This is a genomic window from Streptosporangium sp. NPDC002524 (assembly GCF_040295985.1).
Taxonomy (GTDB): Bacteria; Actinomycetota; Actinomycetes; order Streptosporangiales; family Streptosporangiaceae; genus Streptosporangium.
This window is the reverse complement of sequence record NZ_JBEOWK010000030.1, coordinates 107,698-119,552: the sequence shown is the minus strand read 5'-3', so window position 1 is coordinate 119,552 and position 11,855 is coordinate 107,698. Positions and strand designations below refer to the sequence as shown.

The 11,855-nt window shown below is 72.5% G+C and carries 9 protein-coding genes; 5 read left to right on the top strand and 4 right to left on the bottom strand.

All coding sequences use genetic code 11. The features are described from left to right. Nucleotides 1-310: 310 nt before the first annotated feature. Entirely contained in the window at nucleotides 311-1,765 is a 1,455-nt protein-coding gene (locus ABT053_RS36920) for an MFS transporter (RefSeq protein WP_350975665.1), read from the bottom strand. A 90-nt stretch (nucleotides 1,766-1,855) separates the two neighbouring features. Here ABT053_RS36920 and ABT053_RS36915 point away from each other — a divergent pair, with 90 nt between their 5' ends. Beyond that, nucleotides 1,856-2,548, top strand: coding sequence for a winged helix-turn-helix transcriptional regulator (locus ABT053_RS36915; protein ID WP_350975664.1), 693 nt, complete (start codon nucleotides 1,856-1,858; stop codon nucleotides 2,546-2,548). Between the two features lie 281 nt (nucleotides 2,549-2,829). Further along, nucleotides 2,830-3,348 carry a COG4315 family predicted lipoprotein gene (locus tag ABT053_RS36910; protein WP_350975663.1) on the top strand — a complete coding sequence of 173 codons (519 nt, stop codon included), beginning with the start codon at nucleotides 2,830-2,832 and terminating at the stop codon, nucleotides 3,346-3,348. 181 nt (nucleotides 3,349-3,529) lie between these two features. Here the strand turns inward: ABT053_RS36910 and ABT053_RS36905 are convergent, their stop codons facing one another. Further along, nucleotides 3,530-5,941, bottom strand: a complete 2,412-nt coding sequence (locus ABT053_RS36905) for a GH1 family beta-glucosidase (protein WP_350975662.1) — start codon at nucleotides 5,939-5,941, stop codon at nucleotides 3,530-3,532. Nucleotides 5,942-6,369: 428 nt separating this feature from the next. Here ABT053_RS36905 and ABT053_RS36900 point away from each other — a divergent pair, with 428 nt between their 5' ends. The 3 genes from ABT053_RS36900 to ABT053_RS36890 are packed head-to-tail and all read left to right on the top strand — an operon-like array spanning nucleotide 6,370 to nucleotide 9,718. Beyond that, the gene (locus tag ABT053_RS36900) at nucleotides 6,370-7,830 is read left to right on the top strand and encodes a serine hydrolase domain-containing protein (protein WP_350975660.1); all 1,461 of its coding nucleotides are present in this window, start codon (nucleotides 6,370-6,372) and stop codon (nucleotides 7,828-7,830) included. Further along, a complete protein-coding gene (locus ABT053_RS36895; RefSeq protein ID WP_350975658.1) occupies nucleotides 7,827-9,062 on the top strand; it encodes a sensor histidine kinase in 1,236 nt (411 codons plus the stop codon). The genes ABT053_RS36900 and ABT053_RS36895 overlap by 4 nt, the downstream gene beginning before the upstream one ends. Further along, on the top strand, nucleotides 9,059-9,718 hold the full coding sequence (locus ABT053_RS36890; RefSeq protein WP_350975657.1) for a response regulator: 660 nt from the start codon (nucleotides 9,059-9,061) through the stop codon (nucleotides 9,716-9,718). Before ABT053_RS36895 ends, ABT053_RS36890 begins: the two co-directional genes overlap by 4 nt. 334 nt (nucleotides 9,719-10,052) lie before the next feature. On the opposite strand, the gene ABT053_RS36885 is transcribed toward ABT053_RS36890, so the two are convergent. Together ABT053_RS36885 and ABT053_RS36880 are read right to left on the bottom strand one after the other, a co-directional pair. After that, nucleotides 10,053-10,679 (bottom strand): TetR/AcrR family transcriptional regulator, encoded by a 627-nt coding sequence (locus tag ABT053_RS36885; RefSeq protein WP_350975655.1) that lies wholly within the window; start codon nucleotides 10,677-10,679, stop codon nucleotides 10,053-10,055. A 369-nt stretch (nucleotides 10,680-11,048) separates the two neighbouring features. After that, nucleotides 11,049-11,852 (bottom strand): DUF4097 family beta strand repeat-containing protein, encoded by an 804-nt coding sequence (locus tag ABT053_RS36880; RefSeq protein ID WP_350975653.1) that lies wholly within the window; start codon nucleotides 11,850-11,852, stop codon nucleotides 11,049-11,051. Nucleotides 11,853-11,855 lie beyond the last annotated feature (3 nt).

Below are 11,855 nucleotides of genomic sequence, written 5' to 3'. Positions count from 1 at the left end.
CGACTTCAAGATCCGCGTCTGCGAGGGCACCGACAAGTTCGACGACTGCGGCCGCTGGGGCGACGCCTTCTAACCCTCCCCACCCCCACACACAACACCCCCACCTCTTCACCGACACATCGACACATCGACACACCGACACACCGACCCGATCGGTCGCCCACGCTCGAACCCGGCCGGCTCCCCAGGGGGCCGGCTTCGTGCCGTACGGGCTCCGTGCCGCGCTTCCCGGCGAGCGGGAGACGGACCGCGACGCGACGCGACCTCGCGGAACCGGGCCGCTCCCGGGAGCGTCCCGGGAGCCTCGGGTCTACCGGGCCTCGGCCGCGACCGGCGTCCCGTGGGGGAGTTCCGTGCCGGCTCCGCCGCGCCGGCGCAGGCCGGACGCGATGACGGCCGCCGCGACGACGGCCATCGCGAGCGGGATGACCAGGGCCGCGCGGAAGCCGTCGAGTTCGGTGAGGAGGGATCCGCCGGATCCGGTGGCGGCGACGTTCACGGCGGTCACCGCCGACAGGCCGAGCGCCGAGCCGAACTGGAAGGAGGTGTACAGCAGGCCGCCGGCGAGCCCCTGCTCCTCCTCGGCCACGCCGTCGGTCGCGGCGATGGTGAGAGGCCCGTACGCCAGGGCGAAGCCGAGACCAAGAATGATCATGGTCGGGAACATCGCCGCGTACGTCCAGTCGAGGCCGACCGGCAGGAACAGCGCGTAGGCCACGGCGGCGAGGCAGAGCCCGCCGAAGATCACCCGGACGTTGCCGAAGCGGTTCACCAGGCGCGGGGTGAGGGTCGGCGCCAGGATGGCGTCGACGCTGACCGCCAGCAGCGCCAGGGCGGCCTGCAGCGACGACCAGCCGCGCAGTTCCTGCAGGTAGAGCACGACGAGGAACTGGAACCCGAAGAATGAGCCCCCGAACAGCAGCGCGCCGAGGTTGGCCCGCAGCAGGGGGCCCGAACGGAGGATGCCCAGGCGTACCAGCGGCGACGCCGACCGTCGCTCGATCGCCACGAAGGCGGTGAGCAGCGCGACCCCGGCGGCGAGGGCCCCGGCCGTCCAGCCCCATCCCGCGGCGGGATCCTCCAGGCTGACGACCGCGAACACCAGCACCATCATCGCCCCGGTCACGGTGACCGCCCCGGCCAGGTCGAAGCCCCGCGCGTGCCGGTGCGGACGGTCGGCGTCCGGGATGAGGAGGAGCGCGGCGACGAGGATCACCGAGGCCATGATCACCGGGGCGAAGAACACCCACCGCCAGCTGATCTCGGCCAGCAGGCCGCCGACGACGAGGCCGAGGGAGAAACCGGCCGCGGCCGTGCCCGCGTAGACCAGGAGCGCCCGGTTGCGCCGCGGGCCCTCGGCGAAGTTCGTCGTGATGATGGACAGCCCGGCGGGCGCCATGAACGCGGCGGCCACCCCTGTCACGAAACGGGCGACGATGAGGATCCACCCCTCGGTCGCGAACCCGCCCAGGCCCGAGAAGACGATGAACACGGCGAGCCACACCAGGAACATCCGCCGCCGGCCCAGCAGGTCGGCGGCCCGCCCGCCCAGCAGCATGAAACCGCCGTAGCCGAGCACGTACGAGCTCATCACCCAGCTCAGCGAACCGGTGGTCAGGTCCAGGTCGGAGCGGATCGACGGCAGGGCCACGTTCAGCATCGCCACGTCGATCCCCTCCAGGAAGATCGCGCCGCACAGCACGAGCAGCATGCCCCAGGCGCGCCCGTCCAGACGATCCGGGGACGGGGACAGTGGTGTGGACACGAGACGACTCCTTGAGTCCTTGAGGGGAGGAGAGGGCCGTTGACGGTTCCCTCTTGTAAGTAGTCGCATCATGGGACACCATCAATGACCATGGAAGAAGGCACTTCGAAGTCACCGAGTCGCTGCCCGGATACCGACGACGCCTACGACGCGCGCCAGTGGGACACCCGGGAGGACTGCGAGGTCCGCCAGATCCTCGACCGGGTCGCGGACAAGTGGTCCCTGCTCGTCATCGCGCTCCTCGACAGCCGCACCCTCCGTTTCACCGAGCTGAGCCGCGAGATCGACGGCGTCAGCCAGCGCATGCTGACCGTCACCCTGCGCCACCTGGAGCGGGACGGCCTGGTGCGCCGTACCGTGCACCCCGTCGTGCCGCCCAGGGTCGACTACGAGCTCACGCCCCTCGGCGTGACCCTGCACGACACCATCCAGTCGCTCGTCACCTGGACGGAGCGGCACCAGAACGAGATCGCCGCCGCCCGCGCCGGCTACGACGCCCGGGCGGACGCCGTGCCGGTCGCGACACCCCTGCGTAACGAAACCCCGGCCGCGAGATCGTCACGTAACGGAACCCGGTCTCCGGTGCCGCCGCGTGACGAAACCCGGGGTGTGGCGTCGGCGCGCGAGGAGAGCCGTCCCGGCGCGGGCCTCTCGCGGTGCGAGGTGTGCGGCGACCCGATCCGCGCCGCGCGTACCGGCCGCCCGGCCCGGTTCTGCGGCACGGCGTGCCGCCAGAAGGCCCACCGCCGCCGCTCCCGCGCCGCCCTCCCCACCTCCGGCTGACCGCCTCGCCCCTCCCCGGCCTCACCCTCACCCTTGTCCCTGTCCCGACGCGACCCGACGCCCTCGCTCCCGGCTTCCCGTACGTGGACGGTCGCGAGCTGGGTCAGGCGAACAGGGGCCGGGGGCCCGGGTGGCTCCGGTGGTCCCGGCGCTCCGGGCGAGACGGGTCTCGCAAGGGCGGGCAAAGGCATGTCCAAGCGATCCGTGTCGTGCCCCCCAACCGGTGCCGCAGCGTGTCTGCTGTCCAGCAGTAATGGCACTGCTTACCTGGAGGGTCGGAGATGAGGAAGTTGCTTCATGCCGGCGTGCTCGCGCTCGGCGTGCTCGTGGCCGGATGCGGCGGCGCCGACGACGGGAGCACGACCGAGCCGATGGTCGCGGACCAGGTCAAGGCGTCGCCCACCTCGCCGGATGTCACCGACTCGGCCTCACCGGCGACCAGGGCCAAGGTCGAGCTGGGTGAGACGAAGATCGGAAAGGTTCTGGTCGGAGAGGGAGAGCGCACGCTCTACCTCTTCGCGAAGGACAAGGACGGGAAGTCGTCGTGTTCCGACGAGTGCGCGCGGGCGTGGCCGCCGTACGTCACGGACGGGGCGCCCGAAGCGGGCGAGGGGGTCGAGGAGAGCCTGCTCGGCACCACCGAACGAGACGACGGCACGACACAGGTGACCTACAACCGTCATCCCCTCTACTACTTCGCCAAGGACACCGAGGCCGGCGACATCAAGGGGCATGACGTCGAGGGCTTCGGCGACGAGTGGTACGCGGTCGGCGCGAACGGGAAGAGGGCGCGCGACTGAGCCGACCCGAAAGGGAAGAGCGCGAGAGGAAAGAGCTCGGAAGGGAAGAGCTCGAAAGGGAAGAGGGAAAGGGCCCGCCGTCGCCCCGGCGGGCCCTTCACGTTCTTCCTCGCCCGCGCTCCGCCTTCTTCGCCCGCGCTCCGCCGCGCGAGGCTCGCGGTCATCCCGTCAGGTGGACCCGTCAGGTGGACTCCCGGACGACCAGCTCCGTGGGCAGGATCGTCGACGACACGGGGCCGCCGTCGATCTGGCGGAGCAGCAGGCGTACCGCCGCCCGCGCCTGGTCCTCCCGGGGCGTGCGGACCGTGGTGAGCGCGGGCACGGCGTAGGAGGCGGCTTCGATGTCGTCGAATCCCGCGATCGCGACGTCGTCCGGCACCCGCCGCCCCGACTCGCTCAGCACCCGCAGGGCGCCGATCGCCATCAGGTCTCCGGCCACGAAGACCGCGTCGAGCGCCGGGTCGTCGCGCAGGAGCTGGCGCATCGCGTCGGCGCCCGAGGCGAGGGTGAGATCGCCGACGGCGATGATCGAACGGTGCCCGGTGTCGCGCAGGGCCTCGCGGTATCCCCTGAGCCGGTCCTGCGCGGCGACCGCGTCCGGGGGCCCGGCGATCGCGGCGATCCGCCGCCGTCCCCCGGCGAGCAGATGCCGGACCGCCGAGGCGGCGCCGCCCACGTTGTCGACGTCGGCGTACGCGGCGTGCGTCGCCACCGCGGGCCTGCCCAGCGACACCACGGGGATGCCCGTACGGGCCAGCGCGGCGGGCAGCGGGTCGGTGCCCTGCGACGACACGAGCACCACCCCGTCGACGTGCCCCGAGGCGGCGTACTGCTCCACCCGGAGCCGGCCGGCCGCCGAGTCGGCGAGCATGAGGGTGACGCGCTTGCCCGCCTCCTCCAGCTCCCGGGTGGCCGAGCGGACGGTCGCCGAGAACAGCGGGTCGTCGGAGCGGGCCCCGGCGGGAGAGCCGGAGACGACCAGCGCGATCGAGTCGGTGCGCCGGGTCACCAGGCTGCGGGCCGCCGAGTTGGGGACGTAGCCCAGCTCGTTGACGGCGTGCATGACGATCGCGCGGAACGCGTCGCTGACCGTGCCCTCACCGTTGATCACCCGGGAGACGGTCGACCTCGACACGCCCGCGCGGGCGGCGACCGCCTCCAGGGTGGGGCGCCTGGCGCGCTCGCGGTGCAGCCCGTTGTGCCGGATCACCTCGCGGTACCACAGCGCGCTGTCCTTGGGCAGCCGCCGCTGCGTCTCGAAGTCGACGTGCACGATCCCGAAGCGCTTGTTGTACCCCTCGGCCCACTCGAAGTTGTCCAGCAGCGACCAGACCAGGAAGCCGCGCAGGTCGGCACCGGCCTCGATCGCGGCGTGCGCGGCCCTGAGGTGGCCCTCGAAGAAGGCGGTCCTGTCGGCGTCGTGCACGCGGTCGCCCGCCACCACGTCGTCGAACGCGGCGCCGTTCTCGGTGACGAGCAGGCCGACCTCGGGGTAGTCGCGCGAGAGCCGCGTGAGCAGCTGGGAGAGCCCGGTCGGCACGATCGCCCAGCCCATCGCCGTCGTCGGGGCGTGGGTGCCGCTGAACTGGATGTCCTCGCTGCCGGGGTAGGCGGCGTTGGCGGGCTCGCCGGGCTCGGACCGTACGACGCAGGGGGTGTAGTAGTTGATCCCGAGCAGGTCGACGGGCTGGTTGATCGTTTCGAGGTCGCCGTCGCGGATGTGGTCGACGCCGCCCGTGCGCTCCATGATGGCGAGCACCGGGTCGGCATGCTTCCCGCGCAGGGCGGGGTCGAGGAACTGCCGGTTGATGAGGCAGTCGATCCGGTCCACCGCCTCGGCGTCCTCGGCGGAGGGCACGAGGTCGGGGTCGCTCAGCTGGCCGGGTGTCATCACCGGCGTGAGGTTCAGCGTGAGGGCGATCTCGCGGGCGCCCGCGTCGCGCAGCACCTGGGCGCCCAGGCCGTGGGCCAGCAGGAGGTGGTGGGAGGCGCGGAAGGCCTCCGCCGCCGAGGCGCGGCCCGGCGCGTGGATGCCGATGCCGTACCCCAGCACCGCGGCCACCCACGGCTCGTTGATGGTCATCCACGTCTCGACGCGGTCGCCGAGCCGGTCGTGCACGATCCGGGCGTAGTCGGCGAAGCGGTAGGCCGTGTCGCGGTTGGTCCACCCGCCCAGGTCCTCCAGCGCCTGGGGGAGGTCCCAGTGGTAGAGCGTCACGTAGGGCGTGATGTCGGCCGCGAGCAGCTCGTCCACCAGCCGGTCGTAGAAGTCGAGCCCGGCGGCGACGGCGGGCCCCGAGCCCGACGGCTGGATCCTGGGCCACGCCACCGAGAACCGGTAGGCCCCCAGTCCCAGCTCCGCCATCATCCGGACGTCTCCGGCGTAGCGGTGATAGTGGTCGCAGGCCACGTCGCCGGTGTGGCCGTCGGTGGTCCTGCCCGGCGTGTGGGAGAAGGTGTCCCAGATCGACGGGCCCCGGCCCCCGTCTCGCGCGGCGCCCTCGATCTGGTACGAGGCGGTGGCGGCCCCCCAGACGAAACCCTCGGGAAAGGCCAGGGTCTCGCCCCGGGCCGAGATGGTCGTTGCGGTCATCCTTCGAAAACCCCCGTTGGTTCTCGCGACTGCCGGGACGCGAGGGGCGGTGGCGGGGTTGCCGTCGTCCCTGTCGGTGGAAGTCTCCCACCGACATCATGGGACGGTCGCGGCCCTGCGTCGAGAGGATTTCCCAACCCGCGTGGGCACGCTCCCACTCCTGCTCGCGTCGATGATCGACGACACAGTAACGGATGCCACCGACAGGAAGAGGGACGAGCCGGCCGTTCTTCGCCACGCCGGTGGGCGGGTGACGTGAGGGACGGGCGGCGCCGGACGCGGGTGCGCCGCTGGAAGCCCGCCGGACCCGGGTTTCCGGCGGGGTGTCCGGCCGCGCCCTGTCTCCGGCCGGGGATCAGACTTTGGTCGGGGGTGACAGTGGCCGATCGTCGGATCTTTCCGGGACCTGGGGTTTCTAGGTTCTTCCCATGAAACACGAGCTCATCCGCCCGGCGGCGGCCGGCCTGGTCACGGCCCTGGTCACGGCCCTCGTCGTGCCCCTTGTCACGGCTCCCGCCGCGCGGGCCGCGTCACCCGCCCCCGGGCTGACCCCGGCGGCCGTCGAGGCGTACCTCGACAGGACCATGGAGTCCACCGGGCTGCCGGGGATGTCCGTCGTCGTCACCCACAGGGGCGAGATCGTGCACGCCGGTGGATACGGGCGAGAGCCGGACGGCGAACCGGTCACCGAGAGAACCCCGATGCGCGTCGCCTCGGTCAGCAAGTCGTTCACCGCCATGGCCGTCATGACGCTGGTCGACGACGGCAGGATCTCGCTGGACGAGCCGGTCGCCGGGCGGCTGCCGGAGTTCCGCATGGCCGATCGGCGAGCCGCCGGGATCACCGTGCGGCACCTGCTCAACCAGACCTCGGGCCTGTCCGACACCACCGTCGACATCGGCGCGACGCAGGAGGCCCCGTCGCTCGCCGGCTACGTGTCCGCGCTGGGCACCGGCACGCTGGCCGCCGACCCCGGTACGCGCGGGGAGTACTGCAACGTCAACTACGACGTGGCCGCCAGGCTGGTCGAGGTCGTCAGCGGACAGAGCTTCGGCGACTACATGGAGCGGCGTGTCTTCGGCCCGCTCGGCATGACGGGCAGCGCCGTCGGGGACCGCGTCGTCAGGCCGTCCGAGGGATTCAACTCGATGTACGGCGCCTGGGTGGCGCGTCGAGAAATGCCCGGCTTCCGCGACGGCGGCGGTGGCGGGGTGGTCACCAACGCGGCCGACATGGGCAGATGGCTGATCAGCCAGACCGGCGACGGAAGGCGGCTGGTGACGCCGGAGAGCCTGAGGACCATGCACACGCCGTCCGCGGTGGGCGACTATGGCATGGGCTGGGTCGAGGAGAACGTGGACGGCACCAGGCTGCTCGTGCACTCGGGCAACCTGTTCACCTACACCGCCGTGGAGGCGATCGTCCCGGACACGGGGTACGGCTTCGCGGTCATGACCAACAGCGCCGCCCTCCACGACGACACCTACGACGTGCTCACCGGCCTCGTCGCGATGAGCCGGGGCGGTACGCCGGACGCGCCGGGCGGCGACCGGCAGATGTTCGAGCTGGTCCTGGGACTGGTCGCGCTGGCGGCGGCGGGCCTGGGCGTGCTCGGCGCGCTGCGGTCCCGCCGCTGGGCGGCCCGGAGGGCGGGGAACCCCGCCTGGCGCGTCGGGCTGCGGCTGGCACCGTCGCTGCTGCCGGTCGCGCTGTTCGCCGTGTACCCGTGGTCGATCTCCTTCATCTCGAACGGCCGGACGGTCACCTGGGAGCAGCTCACCTACTTCGCCGCCCCGTTGACGATCACCCTGGCGGTCGCGGCCGTGGCGGGGACCGTCACCGCCGCGACGCGACTGGCGAGGCTGCGGTCGGTAGTGTCGACCCGGTGAGAAACGGCGTGATACTGGCGGTGATCGCGGGATCCGCCCTGGTCAGCGGGTTGTACCTCGACTTCGTTCCGCTGTGGCGGCAGCTTCTCTTCGTGATACTGGCCGTGGCCGCCTACCTGCACGGCCGCCACCTGCCCGTACGGCGAGGCCGGCTGCTCCTGGCCGTTCTCGCGACGTCCGGGGCCGCCTACGCCGTGCCGGACGTCGCGATCATCACCGGCGCGCTGATGGTCTTCGGCCTCTTCGTGGTGCTGCCGTGGCTGGCGGGTTGTTTCCAGCGGCAGCAGGCCGACCTGCTGGAGGCGGGCCGGGAACGGGTCGCCCGGCTCGGGCGGGAGCGGGAGTTCGTCGCCGAGCGCGTCACCCTTCGCGAGCGCGCCCGCATCGCCGAGGACATGCACGACTCGCTCGGCCACGAACTGGCACTGATCGCGCTGCGCGCCGGAGCCCTGGAGCTGGCCGCCGACATGACCCCGCGGAACCGGGAGGCGGCGGCTCAGCTGCGGGCCTCCGCGGTCACCGCGACCGACCGGCTCCGCCACACCCTCGGGGTGCTGCGCGAGACCGGCGCCGTTTCCACCGAGCCGCCGGACGAGTCCATCGAGGCGCTGGTGGACCGCGCGCGTGGCGCCGGGATGACCGTCACCCTCGACCGTACCGGCGAGCGGGCGCCCCTGCCGCCGCTGGCGGACAGGGCCGCGCACCGGGTGGTGCGCGAGTCGCTGACCAACGCCGCCCGCCACGCCCCGGGCGCGGACGTGCTCGTCCGCGTCGAACGGGCCCGCGACACGGTCACCGTCACCGTGTCCAACTCCGCCGCCCGCGCCACGCCGGTCCCGGCTCCGGCTCCCGCTCCGTTCCCGGGTCCGGCTCCAGTCCTGGCTCCAGATCCGGGGCCGGGTCCGGGGCCGGCCACGACTACGGCTCCCGCTCCGGTCCCGGCTCCCGCTCCGGTCCTGGGTCCGGCTCGGGTTCCGGCTTCCGCTCCGGTTTTGGCTCCGGGTCCGGCTCGGGGCCCGGCTTCGACCCTGGTCCCGGCGGGCGCGGGGAGCGGGATCGCGGGTCTGCGCGAGCGGGTGCGGCTGCTCGGGGGCACCCTGCGGGCCGGTCCCCGGGACGGCGGGTTCACCGTGACGGCGCGGTTCCCGTCCGGCCGGGAGGGGGTCCTGCCCGACCGGGCCTTCGGGGAAGGGGACCCGCCCGACGGGAGAGGAGACGAGGGAAGCCGATGATCCGGATAGTGCTGGCCGACGACGAGGCCATGATCCGAGCGGGGGTGAAGGCGATCCTCGCCACCGACGAGGGCGTCGAGGTGGTCGCCGAAGCCGCCGACGGGCGCGAGGCGGTCGAGCTGGTACGCGCGCACCGGCCGGACATCGCGCTGTTGGACATCCGGATGCCCCGCCTCGACGGCCTGTCCGCCGCGGCCGAGCTGCGTGCCGTCATGCCGGAGGTCGCGGTCGTCATGCTGACCACGTTCGACGAGGACGAGTACGTCTCCAGGGCGCTCGACGAGGGAGTGCGCGGCTTCCTGCTGAAAGCCTCGGACCCCCGCGAGCTGATCACCGGGGTGCGCGCGGTCGCCGACGGCGCCGCGTACCTGTCGCCGAGGATCGCGCGGAAGGTCATCGAGCGGCTGAGCGGCGGCAGGCTCTCCAGGGCGGGGGTGGCACGCGAGCAGGTGAGGTCGCTGACCGCGCGGGAGCGCGAGGTGCTGGCCCTCGTCGGCCGGGGCATGTCCAACCACGACATCGGCCGCGAGCTGTCCCTCTCGCAGGGCACCGTCAAATCCCACGTCAGCGCCATCCTGCTCCGGCTCGGCCTGAACAACCGCGTCCAGGCGGCGATCATCGCCTACGAGGCGGGCCTGGTGCCGGGGGACGCCTGAACTCCGTCCGGCGGCCCCGCCTCCCATGACGGCAGGCTCCACCTCCTGGGACGGAAAGCCTTCCGGGACGGCAGGCCCCGCCTCCCGTGACCGCAGGCCCCGCCTCCCGAGGCGGAAAGCCTCCGGGACGGAAAGGCCTCCCGGGGGCGGCAGCCCCCTCCCAGGACATAAAAGCCTCTTCGGGACGGCAGGCTCCCCTGGGACGGTACGGACCTCTCCCGGACGGCACGGGCCCCTCCCGGGACGCACGGATTCCAGTGGGCACCGGTCTCCGAGGCCTTCCCGGTGGGCACGCCGGTCTCCGGGGCCGGAGAAGATCTCTCGGAGGCCGTGCTCAGGCTCCGGGCAGTTTCAGCATGCGGTCGAGCAGCTGGCGGTGATGGGCCAGCAGGCGTTGCCGCGCACGCGGGTCGGTGGAGATGGAGTGCGCCTCGGCGATCGTCTGGCCGTGCAGGAACCCGTACACGCTCCAGATCAGCGTACGCAGCATCAGGCCCAGGTCCACCTGGTCGTCGATCAGCCCGGCCCTGGCGGCGGAGCGCATCGCGTCGCGGGTGTCGTTGATGAGGGAGACCGAGTAGGCCTGCTCCAGGTCGGGGAGGTCGGCGGCGTCGCCGAGCCAGCGGTGCATCCAGAGCGCGGGGATCTGCGGGTTGTCGAGGCAGAAATCCAGGTAGCGCTCGGAGAGGTCGTACATGACGGCGGCGAACGACTCGGGATCGGCGGCGGGGAGGGCGTTGAGCGCCTCCTCCACGACGGCCCGTTCCGCCCGGCCGGCGTGGTCGATGACGGCGAGGTAGAGATCGTGCTTGTCGCCGAACCGTTGTTGCACCCACGCCAGGTCCTGCCCGGCCGCCTCCGCTATCCCCTGCAGTGACGTGCCGTCATGACCGAACGCCGCGAAGAGCCGCGCCGCGATGTCGATGACCGCTCGGCTCTGCGGGTCGTCGGCGGGAATCATGACTCGATTCAAGTCCCCCGCACGGGTGGAGACGCCCTGGTGTTGGTTTTGACCTGGTCAAACCTGTGTGCGCGATGCCCCGCCCCGCCCGCCCGGCGGGCGGAGGCGTGTCCGTGGGGCTCACGGGACGGGAGAGCGCGGTCTCGGAGACGGGAGGGCAGGGCCCGGAGGCGGGGAAGGCGCGGGCCCGAGGACGGGGACGAGGCACAGGCCCGAAGACGGGGAAAGCGCGGGACTGAGGACGGGCAGGCACAGGCTCGAAGGCGGGAGGCACGGGCCCGGAGGCGAGGAAGAGCACAGGCTCGAAGGCGGGAGGGCACGGGCCCGAAGGCGGGGAAGAGCACGGGCCCGGAGGCGGGAGGGCACGGGTCAGAAGGGGAGGACGCTCAGCTGGCCCGCTCCGGTCAGGGCGGTGATCCGCCGTGGGGCGGCCGGGTCGCGCCGCACCTCGACGATCGCGTTCCCGGTGTTGGTCCGCACGTTGTAGCCCTCCTCGTACGCCTCCCCGTCCGGCACCCTGACCTCCACGTTCCCGGCCGTCTTCACCACGGCGCCGACGTCGCCCGGCGGGACCGCGAACCTCAGGTCGACGTCCCCCCTGCCGGTCTCGACGTCGGTCCTGGCGGACCTGAGGCCGGTGCCGATCACGTTCCCGTTCTGTGCCCGCGCCCGCAGCGCGCCCCCCGTGCCGTCCACGATCACGTCGCCCATGACGGTGGAGAGGCGCAGGTCGCCCTGGATCCCGTTCACCGAGACGATTCCGACGCGGTGGGACGCGGCCTCGACGTCGGTGGCCGCGGGCACGCTCAGGATGTAGTCGGCCTGGCAGACGGGGCCGCCGGGACGGTCGCCGCCGGGACACTGGGCGTCGAGCGTGAGCGTCCGCCCGTCCCATTCCTCGGTGACCTTGGGCCGGGCCCGGGTCCAGAAGAGCGTCCGCTCCATGCCCAGCCGCTTCGCCGCGCCCGGCACGATCGAGATGTTGACGTGGCCCGTGGTCTCCACGACGATCTGCGGCGAGGTGAGCTCCCGGGACTGCAGCGTGGTCTCGAAGCTCCGGGGGACCGTCATGATCTCGGCCCACGAGGCCAGGGCGGTGAAGGCCACGGTGAGCGCGGTGAGCGTCCCGCCGATGACCAGCCAGGCGGTTCGGACGTTGTTTCGTGTCGGCATGCC

Coding starts and splice junctions, on each gene's coding strand:
- ABT053_RS36915 (WP_350975664.1), top strand. CDS start 1,856: ATGGAAGAAGGCACTTCGAAGTCACCGAGTCGCTGCCCGGATACCGAC.
- ABT053_RS36910 (WP_350975663.1), top strand. CDS start 2,830: ATGAGGAAGTTGCTTCATGCCGGCGTGCTCGCGCTCGGCGTGCTCGTG.
- ABT053_RS36905 (WP_350975662.1), bottom strand. CDS start 5,941: ATGACCGCAACGACCATCTCGGCCCGGGGCGAGACCCTGGCCTTTCCC.
- ABT053_RS36900 (WP_350975660.1), top strand. CDS start 6,370: ATGAAACACGAGCTCATCCGCCCGGCGGCGGCCGGCCTGGTCACGGCC.
- ABT053_RS36890 (WP_350975657.1), top strand. CDS start 9,059: ATGATCCGGATAGTGCTGGCCGACGACGAGGCCATGATCCGAGCGGGG.
- ABT053_RS36885 (WP_350975655.1), bottom strand. CDS start 10,679: ATGATTCCCGCCGACGACCCGCAGAGCCGAGCGGTCATCGACATCGCG.
- ABT053_RS36880 (WP_350975653.1), bottom strand. CDS start 11,852: ATGCCGACACGAAACAACGTCCGAACCGCCTGGCTGGTCATCGGCGGG.